13 protein-coding genes are annotated in these 16,162 nt (G+C 61.7%); 3 read left to right on the top strand and 10 right to left on the bottom strand.

The genetic code is table 11. The annotated features are described in order from the left end of the window. Positions 1-75: 75 nt before the first annotated feature. Positions 76-2,319: a protein-disulfide reductase DsbD family protein gene (locus tag OIS53_RS19410; protein WP_264680236.1), complete on the bottom strand. Its 2,244-nt coding sequence runs from the start codon at positions 2,317-2,319 to the stop codon at positions 76-78. A gap of 276 nt (positions 2,320-2,595) precedes the next feature. Between OIS53_RS19410 and OIS53_RS19405 the strand changes: the two genes are divergently transcribed. Beyond that, on the top strand, positions 2,596-3,900 hold the full coding sequence (locus tag OIS53_RS19405) for a hemolysin family protein (RefSeq protein WP_264680235.1): 1,305 nt from the start codon (positions 2,596-2,598) through the stop codon (positions 3,898-3,900). Positions 3,901-3,985: 85 nt separating this feature from the next. Here the strand turns inward: OIS53_RS19405 and OIS53_RS19400 are convergent, their stop codons facing one another. The 8 genes from OIS53_RS19400 to accD form a co-directional block, all read right to left on the bottom strand. Next, on the bottom strand, positions 3,986-4,510 hold the full coding sequence (locus OIS53_RS19400; RefSeq protein WP_264680234.1) for a hypothetical protein: 525 nt from the start codon (positions 4,508-4,510) through the stop codon (positions 3,986-3,988). An 82-nt stretch (positions 4,511-4,592) separates the two neighbouring features. After that, complete coding sequence (locus OIS53_RS19395) at positions 4,593-5,120, bottom strand: gamma carbonic anhydrase family protein (RefSeq protein ID WP_264680233.1); 528 nt, start codon at positions 5,118-5,120, stop codon at positions 4,593-4,595. Between the two features lie 44 nt (positions 5,121-5,164). Next, entirely contained in the window at positions 5,165-6,148 is a 984-nt protein-coding gene (locus tag OIS53_RS19390) for a radical SAM protein (RefSeq protein WP_264680232.1), read from the bottom strand. A 128-nt stretch (positions 6,149-6,276) separates the two neighbouring features. Then, entirely contained in the window at positions 6,277-7,047 is a 771-nt protein-coding gene (locus tag OIS53_RS19385; protein WP_264680231.1) for an endonuclease III domain-containing protein, read from the bottom strand. A gap of 325 nt (positions 7,048-7,372) precedes the next feature. Beyond that, the gene (locus OIS53_RS19380; RefSeq protein WP_264680230.1) at positions 7,373-8,746 is read right to left on the bottom strand and encodes an alkaline phosphatase D family protein; all 1,374 of its coding nucleotides are present in this window, start codon (positions 8,744-8,746) and stop codon (positions 7,373-7,375) included. 126 nt (positions 8,747-8,872) lie between these two features. Next, a complete protein-coding gene (locus OIS53_RS19375) occupies positions 8,873-9,580 on the bottom strand; it encodes an OmpA family protein (protein ID WP_264680229.1) in 708 nt (235 codons plus the stop codon). A gap of 381 nt (positions 9,581-9,961) precedes the next feature. Then, positions 9,962-10,705: an OmpA family protein gene (locus OIS53_RS19370; RefSeq protein ID WP_264680228.1), complete on the bottom strand. Its 744-nt coding sequence runs from the start codon at positions 10,703-10,705 to the stop codon at positions 9,962-9,964. Positions 10,706-10,923: 218 nt separating this feature from the next. Next, a complete protein-coding gene (gene accD, locus OIS53_RS19365) occupies positions 10,924-11,814 on the bottom strand; it encodes an acetyl-CoA carboxylase, carboxyltransferase subunit beta (RefSeq protein WP_264680227.1) in 891 nt (296 codons plus the stop codon). 314 nt (positions 11,815-12,128) lie between these two features. Between accD and OIS53_RS19360 the strand changes: the two genes are divergently transcribed. Both OIS53_RS19360 and ahr read left to right on the top strand, forming a co-directional pair. Next, on the top strand, positions 12,129-13,142 hold the full coding sequence (locus OIS53_RS19360; protein WP_264680226.1) for an OmpA/MotB family protein: 1,014 nt from the start codon (positions 12,129-12,131) through the stop codon (positions 13,140-13,142). A 603-nt stretch (positions 13,143-13,745) separates the two neighbouring features. Next, the gene (gene ahr, locus OIS53_RS19355) at positions 13,746-14,762 is read left to right on the top strand and encodes an NADPH-dependent aldehyde reductase Ahr (protein WP_264680225.1); all 1,017 of its coding nucleotides are present in this window, start codon (positions 13,746-13,748) and stop codon (positions 14,760-14,762) included. A 190-nt stretch (positions 14,763-14,952) separates the two neighbouring features. Here ahr and OIS53_RS19350 read toward each other — a convergent pair whose 3' ends face one another. After that, positions 14,953-16,134, bottom strand: a complete 1,182-nt coding sequence (locus tag OIS53_RS19350) for a dienelactone hydrolase family protein (RefSeq protein ID WP_264680224.1) — start codon at positions 16,132-16,134, stop codon at positions 14,953-14,955. Between the last annotated feature and the right edge of the window lie 28 nt (positions 16,135-16,162).

The raw sequence follows: 16,162 nt of genomic DNA, 5'->3' as shown, positions 1-16,162 counted from the left end.
CGTGCTGAGGTGGTGAGTTGTCCTTGCGAGCCGGAGCCGAAGCAAGGACAACTCACCACCTCACTATTTACCACCTCACCGCCGGGCCGTGGCTTGGCGGTGGCGGGCCAGGCCGGCGTCCAGAAACTGCACGAATTTGGTTATGTCCGACTCATAGGCCACGGCCGGCGTTAGCTGCCGGGGCTGCTCGGGGGTGCTGCTGGGGTCGAGCAGCACGTAGTAGGGCTGGGCGTTCATGTTGAAGCGGCTGATCTGGAAGTCCAGGTTTTGCTCACCGATGGTTTTCTTGAGGCGCTGGTCGCGGGCCGAGGTGTACCACTGGCTGGCGGGCAGCTCGGTTTTGTCGTCGGCGTACAGGGCCACCACCACGAAGTCGTTGCGCAGGCGCTGAAGTACCTGCGGGTCGCTCCACACGGTTGCTTCCATCACCCGGCAGTTGCCGCAGTTGTGGCCCGTGAAGTCCACAAACACCGGCTTGTTTTGCTCCCGGGCGCAGGCCAGGGCTTCTTGCAGGGTGAAGTAGCCCGGCAGGTTGTGGGGCAGCTCCAGGCGGCTGGCGTACTGGGGCGGACTGCACAGCGCGTTGGCCGCGGCCGTAGCCGGAGCCGCCGACTCGCCGCCGGAATTCAGCCAGGCAAAATCCTGGCGCGTGGCCGGCGGCACCAGCGCCGATAGGCCATTAAGCGGCGCCCCAAACAAACCCGGTATCAGGTACAGCATAAACGCAAAGACGCCCGCCGCCAGCAGTAGGCGCGGCACGGTTACGTGCGTGGCGTCGCCGCTGTCGTGGGAGAGGCGGTAGCGGCCCAGCAGGTAGAGGCCCAGCAGCAGGGCCAGGGCAATCCAGATGGCCAGAAACACCGGCCGCGGCAGCAGGCCCCAGTGGTACGACAAGTCGGCGGAGCTGAGGAACTTGAAGGCCATAGCCAGCTCCACAAAGCCCAGGGTCACTTTGAGCGTGTTCAGCCAGCCGCCGGAGCGGGGCATAGACTTCAGCCAGGTGGGGAACAAGGCGAACAGCACGAAGGGCAGGGCAAAAGCCACCGAAAACGCCAGCATGCCCAGCGTGGGCCGCAGCAGCTCCCCATTGGCCGCCGCAATGGCCACCGACCCCACAATGGGCACCGTGCACGAAAACGACACCAGCACCAGCGTGGCGGCCATAAAGAACAGCCCCGACCAGCCACCCTTATCGGCCTGGGCGTCCACTTTGTTTACCAAGCCGCTGGGGGCATTGATTTCAAACAGCCCCAGAAACGACAGGCCGAACACCACGAAAATGACGAAGGACAGCAGGTTGGGCAGCCAGTGGGAGCTGATGAGGTTAGCCGCATCGGCCCCGAAAACCAGGCTCAGCACCACTCCCACCCCCGTGTAGATGGCTACGATGGACAGCCCGTAGACCAGCGCTTTGGCTACGGCTTCGCCGCGGCTGCGGCTCTGCTTGGTAAACAGCGAAATGGTCATGGGCAGCATGGGGTACACGCAGGGCATGAGCACAGCCACCAGCCCGGCTCCGAAAGCTAGCAGCAGATACTTCCACAAGCTCAGCACCACCCCGGCCGGCTGGTTGCTGGTGCCAGCGGGAACCGCTGCGGCAGCTACTGCAGCCGGAGCGGCAGCGGCCGGGCTGACCTCCGGCGTAACGGCCGGCGCAACCGGAGCAGCCGCCGCCTCTGGGGCGGTGGTAGCAGCTGGTGCGGTTTCGGTGGCAGGGGTTGCCGCAGGGGTGGGGGCTGGAGCCGTGGCCGGCCCGCCAGACGCCGGAGCTGGGGCAGCTTTGGGAGCCGTGGTAGCGGGAGTAGCAGCCGGGGCAGGTGGCACGGCGCCGCCGGTTACTTCCAGCGGCCCAAACGTAAGGGTTTCGCTGCCGGGGATGCAGCGGCCGTCCACGTCGGTGCAGGTCTGGTACTCCACGCCGGCCTTGATGGTAAGCGGGCCGGGCTGCAACACCCGGATGCGCTGCCGAATCTGGCCGGTCTTCTCGAAGTAGGTGACGTCGCCCTTGAATACGTCGTCGAATTTCTTCTTGGCCCCGATGGACTTGGGCGGCCCTACCAGCTCGTAGGCGGGGCTTTTCGGGAAGCTGAACGTAAACACCGTGGGCCCTAGGTCGGGGTCGAAGTCGGTGGCGTAGAGGTGCCAGGTGTCTTCCATCCGGGCATTTACTACCAGGTCCAGCTCTTCGCCGGCTTTCACGGTGGTTTTGCTCAGGGTAGTGCTCAGCTTGGTGGGCGTCAGCACCTGGGCGGGGGCGCGCAGCCCCAGTAGCAGCGCCAGCATCAGGGCCGGCAGGTAGGTATACAATCGAGTACGCATGTCAACAAAAAGAAACAGCCCGGCCACCAGCCACCGCAAACCGGCCGGCCCTACGGCAGAGGCAAAGAACGGCAGAAGCCCAGAAAGTAGCCGGGCGGGCTGCCTCCTGAACCAGAAGATACTACTTGGGGTTTCACCGAATTGGCTACGGCAGCCGCTACGCAGCAGCTCAACCGAACTGCTTGCCCTCATTCTCGTACTTTTGTATCATAAAGGAATGCAGACCGGTCGAGTCTTGCTTCCGCACCTATGGGCTTAAAAATATTGCTTACCCTCTTGCTGGTTTTGGCAAATGGGTTTTTCGTGGCGGCTGAGTTTGCTATTGTTAAAGTCCGCCTTTCGCAGATGGAGTTGCGCGCACAGGAGGGCAACTGGTTTGCCAAGCTCACGCTGCGCCTGCTACACAAACTGGATGCTTACCTCTCGGCCACGCAGCTGGGCATCACCATTGCCTCGCTACTGCTGGGCTGGATTGGGGAAGGAGTGGTGGTTGACATTGTACTGGCCATCGTGCATGGCCTGGGCTATGAAATGACCAATGCTGCCGCCCACAGCCTTGCCGTACCCATTTCGTTTGGCCTGATTACGTTCATGCACATCGTGTTTGGGGAGCTGGTGCCCAAGTCTCTGGCTATTCAGCGGGCTGAGATGACCAGCATGGTGGTGGCCGTGCCGCTACAGGCGTTTTACTTTCTCACCTTCCCCGTTATCTGGGTGATGAACAAGATTTCCAATGCCGTGCTGCGCCTGATGGGCGTTCAGCCGGCCTCGGAGCACGAGGTGCACACCACCGAGGAGCTGCGCCTGCTGCTCGACCAGAGCAAGCAGGGCGGGGAGCTGCAAGACTCGGAGCACGAGCTGATTGAGAACGTGTTTCAGTTTAATGACCGGATGGTAAAGCAAATCATGGTGCCCCGCACCAAGATTGTTGCCATCGACGTGAGCACCCCGCAGGATGCCCTGCTGGAAACGGTGTACAACGAAGGCTACTCGCGCATTCCGGTGTACGAGGGCAATATCGACAACATCGTGGGCGTGCTCTACGTGAAGGATTTGCTGCAAATCATTCGCCGCCAGGAGCCTATCGTGCTCAGCAAGATTATGCGGCCGGCCTACTTCGTGCCCGAAACCAAAAAGATTAACCGCTTGCTCCGTCAGTTTCAGCGCAAGCACATGCACATGGCCATCGTGTCCGACGAGTTTGGCGGAGTGTCGGGCATTGTCACCATCGAGGACATCATGGAGGAGCTGGTCGGCGAAATCCAGGACGAGTACGACAATGAGGTGCCGGTGGTGGAAAAGGTGTCGGACAACGAATACCGCGTCAACACCGCCACGCCCATCCCCGATGCCAACGAGTACCTCCCTTACCCTCTGCCCGAGGGCGACGACTACGAAACCGTGGGCGGTTTGCTCAACGTCATCTACGGCAACATTCCGGAAGTAGGCGACGTGGCCGTGCTCGACAACTACGAGTTCCGGGTGCTGAAACGCTCCCGCCGCGCCGTGGAGCTGGTGCAGCTCCGCGTAACCGACACCGCCGAGCGCGAAGTAGAAGCCGATGAGACGCTGGCACTGTAACTGTCGGTCCACTTACCTCCCAACAAGAAAGGCTCCGCAAGTTGCGGAGCCTTTCTTGTTGGGAGGTTGGGATGATAAAAACGGGTTAGTTGCCGTTGATTAGTGCTACAATCAGCAGGATGATGCCTACGATGAAAGCCAGGAAGCCAATCAGGGCAATCAGCCCGATACCGGCCGCGTAACCCAGCAGCCATAGCAAGATGCCCACGCCAGCCACAATAGCGGCGCGGCCAGCCTTTGACTGCGCCTCGGTTGCGGAAGCCGTTTCCTGGTGCTTGCGGAACTGCTTAACTACTTTGGCAGCTACTTTCTTTTGCAGGGCGGTGGCCTTCTTGGCCGGAGCCGAAGACGCCGCGGCTACTTGAACTTTAGCAGGAGCTTTGGCGGCTACCTTCTCTGCCCGTTTAGCGGGCTGAGCTACTACCGCAGCGGTGGCCTGCTCGGGGGCTGCCGGAGCAGCCTGGGGGGCTGGCGCTTCGGGCCGGGCGGCCGCTACAGTGCCGTGGTAAGCCGAGGCAGCGGGTTTAAACGCATAATGAGAACGGCTGCACGACGCCAATGAAGCAACGGCCATGCACCCGGCAACGAGGTAAGAGTAAAATTTGGTCATAGAAAAAGAGGTAGAAAATGGTGAGCGGCAAAGCTACATCGAATAGCTGCCACCGACAATAGCTACCTGACAGGTTATTGACTTATTCCGTTGTTTTTTCTTTGAACCAGCTGGCATACAGCACATAATTATCGGCCGTGCGCAGCATGTTCCGGCGCTGCTCCTCACTAACTAGCTTGATGCGGCGGGCCGGCACGCCGGCGTAGAGGTAGCCCGGCTCGCACTGAGTATTTTCCAGCACCACAGCCCCAGCCGCAATGATGCAGCCCGCTCCCACCACGGCGTGGTCCATCACAATAGCCCCCATACCGATGAGCACGTCGTCCTCGACGGTGCAGCCGTGCACAATGGCCTTGTGGCCGATGCTCACGCGGGAGCCGATGGTGGTGGCCGCCCGCTGGTAGGTGCAGTGAAGCACGGCCCCGTCCTGCACGTTGGTTTTGTCGCCGATGCGGATACGGTTCACGTCGCCGCGCACCACGGCATTAAACCAGAACGTGCACTCAGCTCCGCACACCACGTCGCCTGCAATGGTGGCATTATCAGCCAGGAAACAATCGGGGCCAAATTCGGGCAAGACGCCGTTAACGGGCAGGATAAGAGCAGGCATGAGGTGAGTTAGTGGGTTGCAAGGATAAACATTTGCCTGACCAGTCACCACTTCACCATCCGCTTCCACGTGCCCTTTTCCCAGTTGTACTTGAGCGTGCTGGGCAGGGCTTGCCAGAAATATTTGCTGGTTTCGACGGCAAAGCTGGGCTGCATGTAGCAGTTGATGGTGCACCCCTCGCACTGGGGCAGGCGGCCTTCCAGGGCGGCCAGGCGCTGCACTGCGGGCGAATGGTAGAGCTCGAAAAGCTGCCCATTGATGGGAAATTTCTGCTCGCCGAGGTGGTAGCAGGGCAGCACCAGCTCGTTGCTGGGCGAAACGACCAGGGTGGTGCTGGCCGCCCGGCACACGGGCGCGGCCACGTGGTTGCCGCCGTCGCGGCGCAGCTGCACGAAAGCCTCGTTCAGGTATACGCCCCGACGCTTGCCAAAAGCCGAGAGGTAGTCAAGCTCCTCGCTGGTCAGCTGTTCCCCGGTTTCCACGCTGTTGTACTCGAACGCCGGGTTCAGGATAAGCAGCAGCTTGTTGGGCTGGGTGATTTCCTGGTACACCTTTTCCAGGTCCTGTAGGTTCTGGCGGAAGACGGTGAACAAGATATCGGGCCGCTCGCCCAGCTCGCGCGCCACCCGAATGCTTTCCAGCACAAAATCGTAGCAGGCTACGCCCCGGCCCCGGTCGTGCACTTCTTTTTCGGAGGCGTCCAGGGAGAAGTGCAGCATATCTACTTTGCCCCGCAGGCGCTCGGCGTACTTGGGGTAAAGCAGGCAATTGGTGGTGAGCGTAGTGATAAAGCCCATGTCGTGGGCCAGGCCCACAAACTCGTGAATCTGGCGGTGCAGCAGCGGCTCCCCACCCGTAAAGTCCACCACCGACACGCCCAGGCGCTTCAGGTCCCGCAGGTTCTGCTCCACATCTTCCAGCCGGATATAGGGCGAAGGTTTTTCCCAAATGTCGCAGAACGAGCAGCGCGCATTGCACCGGTAGGTGACGTAGTAGTTGCACAAAACCGGATGACGAACCAAGCGCATAATCTTTGGGCTGCAAGCTTTAAGCTGCAAGCTACAAGCTTGTAGCTTTCGACGGCCGGAGTTGCCCCAGGCGCCAGTTGATTTCCACCAAATAGCTTGTGGCTTGCCGCTTACAGCTTGTAGCTACCTTAGTGCGGCAGCTTGCCCCAGGCCGCATTCCACTGGGTGGGCGTGGCGGCTAAGGCCTCGGCGGTAGCCGGACCGTAGTGCTCCTGGTAGTAGTTGCAGAAGCCTTTGAGCGGACAACGGGCGCAATTGGGTTTCAGGAAAAAGCAAATCTGCTGGCCGTGCCAGTAGTTGTGCTTATGAAAGTTGTAGAGCTGCTCGGCATCCGTGGGCAGCAAAGCCAACAGCACCGCGTGGGCCTTCTCCACCGATACTTTAGGCCCTAGAAAACCTACCCGCTGAGCCACGCGGTGCACGTGCGCATCCACGGGCAGCACAGGCTTGCGGAAGTTGAACAGCAGCACCAGCGAGGCGGTTTTCAAGCCGATGCCGGGCATGTCGGTCAGCCACTGCATAGCTTGCTCCAGCGGCCAGTCGGCCAAGAAATCCAGCATGAACTCGCCCCCGGTCTGGGCCTGAATTCGGCGCAGCACTTCCTGAATGCGCGGGGCCTGGGTATCGGGCCAGCGCGTAGTGCGGATGGCGTGGGCCAGCTCCGCAGTAGGCGCCGCCAGCACCCCGGCCCAATCCCCGAAGGCTTCCAGCATCCGGTCGTAGGCCAGCTCCTCGTCGGCGTGGGTGGTGCGGTGCGAAAGGATGGTGCTAATCAGCTCCCGCATGGGCGTGCGCCGGGGCGCCGTGGGCACAGGGCCATAAAATTCGTGCAGAATCTGGTGGTCGGCCAGGGCCTTATCAGCCGGCGGCGAGGTGTAGGTAACGGCGGGAGCAAGCATAGCTGCTTGTACCCGGTGGCCGAGCTTGAGGTTGCAAAACGAGGGGAATGAGGGAATGAGGTGACGGTGGTCAGCCCCAGCGGGGCGGCATGTCGGTAGTAAAGAGTGAAGCAGAAAAACGTTGAAAGCCCTAGCAGGATGACACTCAACGTCTGCGGACGGTGGGCGTCGCCCTGCTGGGGCTTATATTTCCTGTTGACTTGTTTTCTACCAACATGCCGCCCCGCTGGGGCTTGGCTCACACAAGAGGTGGCGCTTTTCTACCGACTTATACCGACATACCGCCCCTACGGGGCTGCCTCTTACCTCATCCTCACCACCTCATTTACTCGCTTCGCAATTCTGCCGCCGTAATGGTCCGTTCCCAGAGCTGCTTGCCGGCGGCGCTGAACGTGCGGAGCACCAGGCGGCGCTCCTTTAGCGGCCCCTGCACGTCGATGGTGCTGAAGTTGCGTTCCAGCACCAGGGTGCCGGGTACACGGCCGGTGTTGGCTTCGGTGGTGGCGCCGGTGGCTGCGCTGCTGGTCAGGGGCGAGGCCGTGAAGTCGTAGAGTGGGTAGCGGCCAGGGCGTTCCAGCTTGGTCAGCTCGGTGTGGTGCCGGTCGCCGCTCAGGAACAGCACCCCAGGAACGTTGCGGTCCGACAGAGCTTGCAGCAGCTGGGCGCGCTCCTGCTCGTAGTTGCTGTAGTTCTCAAACACTCTGGCCGGATTGAGCACCTGCCCGCCCACGGCCACTATTTTGAATGTGGCCTGGCTGGAAGTGAGGGCGTCGAGCAGCCACTGCAGCTGCGATTGGCCGAGGTAGTCTGCTTCGGCCGTTTTGTACTTGTTGGGCGCCCGGAACCACCGGTCGTCGAGCAGGAAAAACTGCACGTCATTCCACTGAAACGTGCCCGTAATGCCGCCCCGGCGGTCGGCGGCGCCCAGGCCGTAGTTGGGGTTCGCCCAAAACAGCCGAAAGGCTTCCAGGGTCAGGTCCTTGTAGGCGAAGCTGCGGTCCGAGTCGTTGGGGCCGTAGTCGTGGTCGTCCCAGATGGCGTAATGGTGCACGCTGCCCAGCAGGGGCTGTAGCTCGGGCACGGCCCGCGAGTGGGTGTAGCGGTGGCTGATGCCGGTGCGGGTGTTCCAGTCAGCCTCGCGCAGGTAGGTGTTGTCGCCCAGCCACAGCATAAAGTCGGGCTTCTGCTGACCAATAGCCGTGAAAATGCTGTACTCGCCGCCGTAAGCCCGGCCGGGCCGGTCGTACACGGGCTCGTTCACGTACACGCAGCTGCCGAGGGCCAGCCGAAAATCGGCGGGGTCGGTGCGCCACTGCCACAGGGCCTGGCTCTGAAAGGCCAGCGGATACGCCACCGGAAACGGCTTACCGTTCAGGTACAGGGCATACGTGTAGCGGCGGCCGGGCTGCACCTGGTTGGCCAGCAGGTGAGCCGTATACGCCCGCGCGGGCGTGGTGCGCACTGCCGCGGTGCGCCATTTTGTGGCGGGCTGGCCGGCTTCCCAATACTCTATTTGTGCGGTAGCCGGGCCGGTGGTTTGCACCCACAACATCACCTCGCGCATCTCGGAGTAGCCCACCATGGGCCCTGCTTGCAGCAGTCCGGCCGGGGCTACTGTCGCCGCAGCCACTTTGGGCAACTGGGCCGGGGCTACCAGCGGCAGCAGGCCCAGCACCACACTAACAACCAGCTTTTTCATCACCACGAAGATACGCATCCGTTCCTGGCTCGTCGCCTGGCCCCTGCACCACGCCCGTACCCCATTACACAAAAAACGGCGGCTCCTGCATCAGGAGCCGCCGTTTCAGCAGTTGTGCGTTGGCAATTAGATGGTGCCGCGCTCAGCTGCTTTCTTCAGCTTTTCATTGGCGTAGATGGCCACTTCCACGCGGCGGTTGGCCCGGCGGCCAGCTTCGGTCGAGTTGTCGGCAATGGGCTGGCGCGAGCCGTAGCCGGATACCTGGAAGCGCGAAGCGTCTACCCCTTGCGCCTGGGCATAGTTGGCTACGGCCTGAGCCCGGCGCTGCGAAAGCGGGTTGTTGATGGCATCGGTGCCGGTGTTGTCGGTGTGGCCCTCCACCAGCACGTTGGTGTCACCGTACTTGATCAGGGTTTGGGCCAGCTCCCGGATGTTTTCCTGGGCGGCGGGAGTAAGAGACGACGAGTTCTTGGCGAACAGGATGCCTGAGTCGAAGGTGATTTTGATGCCTTCACCTACGCGCTCCACTTTGGCACCGGCCATTTCGCGCTGTAGTTCAGCGGCTTGCTTGTCCATGCGGCGGCCGATAAGGGCACCGGCACTGCCACCCACTGCGGCACCGATAATAGCCCCGCCGGCCGTGCTGTTTTTGCCGCCAATTACGCGGCCCAGTACCCCGCCTACTACGGCGCCACCACCCGCACCCAGCAAGCCGCCCTTCAGGGTTTTGCTCATGGGCTTTTTGGTTCTGGGCGTATCCTGGGCCTGCACTACGCTGGTGCCGAGCAGCAGCACGGCCAGCAACAAGGCAAAAAACGAACGGAGATTTTTCATGGTAAGGAAGTTTGTGTGTTGGTGTGAATCTGTTGTAGTCAGGCAGCACGCATCTGTTTAGTGCAAAAATTCGCCGCTACCGTCATGTTGTTGAATGAACTTTTGCAACCACCTTGCCAAAAACGTTTCAGCTTCGATAAAATTATCCAGAAGCTGTATTTTAAGCTTCCTACCGTAAACCACTGCCCGCAGCAGTAGTTGCACTCTTGCTTTGCGCCAAAACAGCTCCACCCACCAGCTCACTTGTCATCCTCGGAAAGTCCTGTTCCAGCTCAGCCGCCACACCGAACCGGAGCCCAGCTTGCCCGCCAAGATCTATAAAAAAAGGCTACTCCTGCGAGTAGCCTTTTAAAAAAATCAGCTGAAGCTGCGGTAAGAAGCTTACAGACGGCCTTCTTCGGCAGCCTTTTTCATTTTCTCATTGGCGAAGATGGCCACTTCCACGCGGCGGTTGGCCTGGCGGCCGGCCTCGGTGGTGTTGTCGGCAATGGGGTCCGACGAGCCCAGCCCTTTGGTTTGAATCCGGCCGGCTTCAACTCCCTGAGCTATGGTGTAGTTGGCTACGGCCTGAGCCCGGCGCTCCGACAAGGGGTTGTTGATGGCGTCGGTGCCGGTGTTGTCGGTGTGGCCTTCCACGAGGATGTTGGTGTCGGGATACTTCTTGAGGATTTCAGCCATTTTCTGAATCTCGCTCATTGAAGCCGGGCGCAGGTCGCTCTTGTTGGTGTCGAACAGAATGCCCGAGTCGAAGGTGATTTTGATGCCTTCGCCCACGCGCTCTACTTTAGCGTTCTGCATGTCGCGCTGCAGTTCTTCGGCCTGCTTGTCCATGCGGCGGCCGATGAGGGCCCCACCCGTACCGCCCACGGCGGCCCCAATGATGGCGCCAGCGGCCGTACCCGATTTGCCACCGATTACGCGGCCCAATACGGCTCCGGCAGCAGCTCCGGCGCCGGCCCCAATGGCCCCGCCTTTGGCTGTGCGGCTCACGCCCGTTTTGCGGGCTCCCGTGCCGTTGCCGTCAGGCAGGTTGCCGGAGTTGGTGGTTTGTTGCGAAGAGGCGCAGGAGCTGATGAACAGCACCAGGGCCATGAGCAGGGTCAAGAGAGAAGTACGAGAAGTCATCGTGTTGAAACTAGGTGAGAGAAGTAAGGGAGAAATGTCGGTTGACGCAGGTTCTTACTGGAGTTGACCTGAAAAAGTTGGCTTACCACGCCCCACCGGATATAGCGCCCTAGTGCTGAGCTGAAAAGAAGGGCAACCACAGAAAAAGCCCGTCAGACGCGTCCACTGCTCGTCTGACGGGCTTTTTCCAAAAAGCTTGCCGAAAAAACGTGGTCTGCTTACACGGCCACGGAGGCCGCTACCGGTTCCGGCACCGGTACTTCGGCCGGGCGCAGCATGGTGAGCAGGTCGGTGAGGCGCTGCTTGAGCTCCTTGCGGTCCACGATGAAGTCAAGAAAACCGTGCTCCAGCACAAACTCCGCGCTCTGAAACCCCTTGGGCAGGTCCTTGCCGATAGTTTCCTTGATGACGCGGGGCCCGGCAAAGCCAATCAAAGCCCCCGGCTCGGCAATGTTGAAGTCGCCGAGCATGGCGAAGGAGGCCGTAACACCGCCGGTGGTAGGGTCGGTGAGCAGAGAAATATAGGGCAGGCCGGCTTCCGACAGCAGGGCCAGCTTGGCCGAAGTCTTGGCCATCTGCATAAGCGAGTAGCCGGCCTCCATCATGCGGGCCCCGCCGGAGCGCGAAATCATCAGGAAGGGCAGGCGGTGCTGGCGGGCGTAGTCGATGGCGCGGGCAATTTTCTCGCCCACCACCGAGCCCATGGAGCCGCCAATGAATTTGAAGTCCATGCAGGCTACCACCAGGCCCAGGCCGTTGAGCTGGCCGTGGGCCGAGCGCACGGCGTCCCGCAGGCCGGTGCTCTTCTCGGTGGCCGCTACGCGCTGCGGATAGGCCTTGGTATCTACGAAATGGAGCGGGTCGGCCGAGCGCAGGTCGGCGTCCAGCTCGGTGTACTCGTGGTTGTCGAACAGGAAGTCGAAGTACTCGGCGGCGTCAATCCGGTCGTGGTGGTTGCACTTGGCGCACGTGAAGAGCAGGCGCTTGTGCTCGGCCATGGTGGCTACGGTTTTACACTCGGGGCACTTGTACCACAGGCCGTCGGGCGTCTCCTTCTTCTGCTCCGTGGGCGTGACGATGCCTTTCTCTACGCGCTTAAACCAAGACATGCGAGGAAAATTAAAAGTAGTGGTAACGAGAGGTGAGCAGGTAAAGGTAAGCAGGCCCGCGGGGTTTCGGTCCGGCTACCGGCGCGGGCCCGGCGGTACATAACCAGCCCGTCCTACCCAAACGCACAAAAGTAGCCGAATCCCGGAACTACACCAGTGCCTCATCCCAGGCCGCTGGCAGCTGGTGCGGGCTGGTGGCAGCTGTTTACGGCGCCTGTAGCTTGCACGATGCAGCGCCGGGCCCGTACCTTGCCGCGGGGTAGCCGGCTGTAGACTGGCAGGCCTCGTTTTTGGTGCTGAAACGTGTTTTTTCTGTGAAAAACTTTTCCTCTTTCGCTCTGGCTGGAGTGCTCCTTACGGCGGCTACGGCCCTGCCCGGCTGCGTGGCTTCCAAGAAATACGACGACCTGAAAGCCCGGCAGGCCGCCACCGAGCAGGCCCGCGCCGACGTGGAGCGCCAGCAGCGCCAGGCGGTGGCGGAGCTGAAAAAAGCCACCGACGAGCTAACCGAGCTGCGCCTGCAAGCCCGCCGCCTCCAGGACGACTCCACTGCCACCGGCCGCAACTTGCGCCGCACCCAGCAGCTCTACGCCCAGCTCACCGACTCCTACGACCGGCTGCTGAAAAACTCCGACCGGGCCATGGCCGATAAATCGGCCGACTACAACAAAGTAGCCAAGGACCTGGCCCGCCGCGAAGCCGAGCTGGGCGAGCTGGACACCAACCTGAAGAAAAGCCGCGCCGACATCGACAAGCTGACCCAGGACCTGACGACCCGCGAGGCCAAGCTGGCCGAGCTTACCACGGCCCTGGCCGAAAAAGACCGGGCCGTGAACGACCTGCGCACCAGCGTGGCCGCCGCCCTGCGCGGCTTTCAGGGCACCGACTTGCAGGTGCAGATGAAGGACGGTAAGGTGTACGTGTCGCTGTCGGAGCAGCTCTTGTTTAAGTCGGGCTCGACGAAGGTGGACCCCAAGGGCCAGGAGGCGCTGAAGCAGCTGGCCGCCGTGCTCAACACCCAGCCCGACGTGAACGTGGTGATTGAAGGCCACACCGACAACGTGCCATTCAGCCGCCCAGCCGGCGCCATGCAGGACAACTGGGACCTGAGCGTGCTGCGCGCCACCGAAATTGCCCGCCTGCTCACGGCGGGCGGCGTGGCCCCGGCCCGCGTCACGGCCTCGGGCCGCAGCCAGTACGTGCCCGTCGCCCCAAACGACACGCCCCCCAACAAAGCCCTGAACCGCCGCACCGAAATCATTCTGACGCCGAAACTGAACGAGCTGCTCAAGATTCTGGACTCGAACTCGACGACGACGGGGAAGTAGGGCTTATACTTCCCCTCGTCAGCGGCCGGGCTGCCAGCAGAGGCCACCCGTTTGGCCGAGAAACCCAGCCTGGCTCCTGCGCCCGAGCGGCCCGGCGCCGCGCCAGCCAGAACAAGGCAGCCGGTAGATGCAGCAAGTAACTGCCAGCTGCACCCCCTCGTTTAGGAGTGAAACACCTTAGAAGCTAGTAGAGTTGAAGCTGTTTAGAAAGTTGATGGACCGTCCTGCTGAGCGCAGGCGCAGCCGGAGTCGAAGCATCTCTACCGGGGGTAACTCTACTCGTACGGGCGAAACGGCTATCAGCAACGAAGCGGTAGAGATGCTTCGCCTTCGGCTGCGCCTGCACTCAGCAGGACGGTCCGGTATGTTTTATATGACTTCCTAAACAGCTTTGGTAGCTAACCAGTTAGTCAGGTTGCTGTAGCGACGTGCCCTGTGGCCACGCCTTTCTGCGGTCCGCGTCTCAGCGTCGGAACGATTACCGTTCTAGTGGCGCGGACGACGAGACGCCAAGGGTAGCGTCGCTACAGGGGCCAGACGCTGTACCAGCTACCGCCAACCGCTGCTTCTTAATTTCTCACCTACTTAACTTTTCTTATGCCAATGGCTGAAGTAAAAGCAATGGCTGCCAAGGAGGCTCACGGCCTCCTCGAACCGTTTAGCTACGACCCCGGCCCTCTCGGTGCCGAGGAAGTAGACATTGCCGTGGAGTACTGCGGCATCTGCCACTCCGACCTGTCGATGCTGGACAATGAGTGGGGCATCAGCACCTACCCGTTCGTTCCCGGCCACGAGGCCATCGGCCGCATTGTGGGCCTAGGCGAAACAGCCGAGAAGAAAGGCCTGCACATCGGTCAGCGGGTGGGCGTGGGCTGGAACGCCAGCAGCTGCCTGCACTGTGACCCTTGCCTGCAAGGCAACCAGCAGATGTGCACCAGCGGGCAGCCTACCATTATCGGGCGGCACGGGGCCTTTGCCCAGCAGGTGCGCAGCCACTGGCTCTGGGCCGTCCCCATTCCGGACGGCGTAGAGCCCGCCGATGCCGGCCCGCTGCTGTGCGGCGGCGTCACGGTGTTTGCTCCTCTGCTCGACTACGTAAAGCCGACTGACCGGGTGGGCGTGTTCGGCATCGGCGGCCTGGGCCACATGGCCATTATGTTCCTGAAGGCCTGGGGCTGCGACGTTACGGCCTTCACCTCCAGCCCAAACAAAATGGAGGAAGCCCGCTCCTTCGGGGCCACCCGCACCGCTTCGAGCACCGATGCCGCCGAGCTGAAAAAACTAGCCCGCACCTTCGACTTTCTGCTGATTACGGCCAACGTGTCGCTCGACTGGAACGACATCATCGCCATGCTCAAGCCCAACGGCAAGCTGCACATCGTGGGGGCCGTGCTGGAGCCCATTCCGGTGGCCGTGTTTCCGCTGCTGCTGGGCAACCAGTCGGTGGGCGCCTCGCCCAACGGCAACCGCGCCCAAACCGACAAGATGCTGCGCTTTGCCGCTCAGCACGGCATCAAGCCCCTAACCGAGCACTTTCCCATGAGCGAGGCTAATGCCGCCATGGACCACCTGCGCTCCGGCAAGGCCCACTACCGCATCGTGCTCGACATGAATCTATAAGGAATCCGGAATACCGAGCACAAAAAACGGCCTCACCACTTGGCGATGAGGCCGTTTTTTATGGTCCGGACGCCCGCTCACAGCCAGGCCAGCACCCATTAGATAAGCCAACCCAACTGCCGTGCCGCACGCAGAGCCGTTGCGCTGCCTAGTCTGCGCTCCGAATGTGTTGGTTCTTAGGCAGCTTTCGTTACCGGATTACTTTATAAGGAGCCATAAGCCGGGTAAGCAGCTCGTGCAGGGCGACCGGGCCGTCGGGGCCATAGAGGAAGCCGTGGCCGCCGCTGGGCCTCGTCAGGAAGTGCCACTGCGAGGCCTGGGCGCGGTGCTGCTCGTAAATAGCCTGCACCTTCTGGTAGGCAAACACCTGATCATCTTCTGCATTCAGTGAATACATCGGCGCGTTGCCGCTTAGCTGTTTGAAGTTCAAAGAACCCAGTTGGCTGGTGGGCATGGCCGACAAGGCATAGAAGCCGGCAAACCCGGCGGGCTGCTGGCAGGCAAACCAGAAGGCCGCCGTGCCGCCGTTCGACATGCCGCCCAGGTACACGCGCCGGGCATCCACGTGGTAGCGGGCTTTTACTTGCGCCACCATGCGCAGAATGTTGGTAAGAGCCGCCTGCTGCTGCAACCACCCGAACGACTTGCGCCCGAACGGGTAAAGCACCAAAGCCTGCTGCCGGTCGGCGGCGGCGAAGATGGGCTCCTCCGCCACATCGGGGTCCTGGTGCTGAAACTGCGGGGTGCTCACAATGCCGCCGTGCAAATACACCAGCAGGGGCGCGGCCGTGGCGGGCTGGTAGCTGCGCGGCACGTACACCAGGTAGGGCACCTGCACCGTATCGACGGGAGCGTAGTACATGGCAAAACCCGGCGCGGCGGCGCGGTAACGGCCCTTGGCCTCGGCCGGTGCCAGGGCGCGCTTCCGGGTATCGGTCAACCACTGTGCCGAGGCGCGGCGGGCGGCGGCTTCCCGTTCGGCCGCAACGCCCCGCATCTGCGTAATGAAGCGTGTCCATTCCGGTGCGGCGTGCAGAGCGGCCATTCCCTCATCCTTGGCCATGTTGTCCACGTCGCGGGGCGTAACAGCGAGGTTAGGGTGCCGCGGCAGGCGGAGCAGCCAGTGCAGGGCTAGTGGTTCCTTGCCCGGACAATGGGCCGCGGCTGCCGCGCCGGCATACAGGTCGTAAGGCCCGGTCTTGGTGCTGTCGGCGAAGGCGCGCGTGAAGAGGTCGGTAGCAGCGCAGTAGTTTTTCTGCCCCAGTAGTCCGGCGGCCTCCTGCAATAGCTGGTCGTAGCCCTGCGCCCAGCTGCTACGCCCGGTAGTGAGCACTACACTCAGTACAATCAAACACGAGACAAAACGCTTCATTAGCTTATACCGTTGGTTTCATGCGTCA

It is taken from the genome of Hymenobacter sp. YIM 151500-1 (assembly GCF_025979885.1).
Taxonomy (GTDB): domain Bacteria; phylum Bacteroidota; class Bacteroidia; order Cytophagales; family Hymenobacteraceae; genus Hymenobacter.
This window is presented reverse-complemented; position numbering and strand designations above follow the sequence as displayed.

Bases quoted from the DNA above. Each gene is read 5' to 3' on its own strand.
- OIS53_RS19410 (WP_264680236.1), bottom strand. From the start codon at position 2,319: ATGCGTACTCGATTGTATACCTACCTGCCGGCCCTGATGCTGGCGCTG.
- OIS53_RS19400 (WP_264680234.1), bottom strand. From the start codon at position 4,510: ATGACCAAATTTTACTCTTACCTCGTTGCCGGGTGCATGGCCGTTGCT.
- OIS53_RS19395 (WP_264680233.1), bottom strand. From the start codon at position 5,120: ATGCCTGCTCTTATCCTGCCCGTTAACGGCGTCTTGCCCGAATTTGGC.
- OIS53_RS19390 (WP_264680232.1), bottom strand. From the start codon at position 6,148: ATGCGCTTGGTTCGTCATCCGGTTTTGTGCAACTACTACGTCACCTAC.
- OIS53_RS19385 (WP_264680231.1), bottom strand. From the start codon at position 7,047: ATGCTTGCTCCCGCCGTTACCTACACCTCGCCGCCGGCTGATAAGGCC.
- OIS53_RS19380 (WP_264680230.1), bottom strand. From the start codon at position 8,746: ATGAAAAAGCTGGTTGTTAGTGTGGTGCTGGGCCTGCTGCCGCTGGTA.
- OIS53_RS19375 (WP_264680229.1), bottom strand. From the start codon at position 9,580: ATGAAAAATCTCCGTTCGTTTTTTGCCTTGTTGCTGGCCGTGCTGCTG.
- OIS53_RS19370 (WP_264680228.1), bottom strand. From the start codon at position 10,705: ATGACTTCTCGTACTTCTCTCTTGACCCTGCTCATGGCCCTGGTGCTG.
- accD (WP_264680227.1), bottom strand. From the start codon at position 11,814: ATGTCTTGGTTTAAGCGCGTAGAGAAAGGCATCGTCACGCCCACGGAG.
- ahr (WP_264680225.1), top strand. From the start codon at position 13,746: ATGGCTGAAGTAAAAGCAATGGCTGCCAAGGAGGCTCACGGCCTCCTC.
- OIS53_RS19350 (WP_264680224.1), bottom strand. From the start codon at position 16,134: ATGAAGCGTTTTGTCTCGTGTTTGATTGTACTGAGTGTAGTGCTCACT.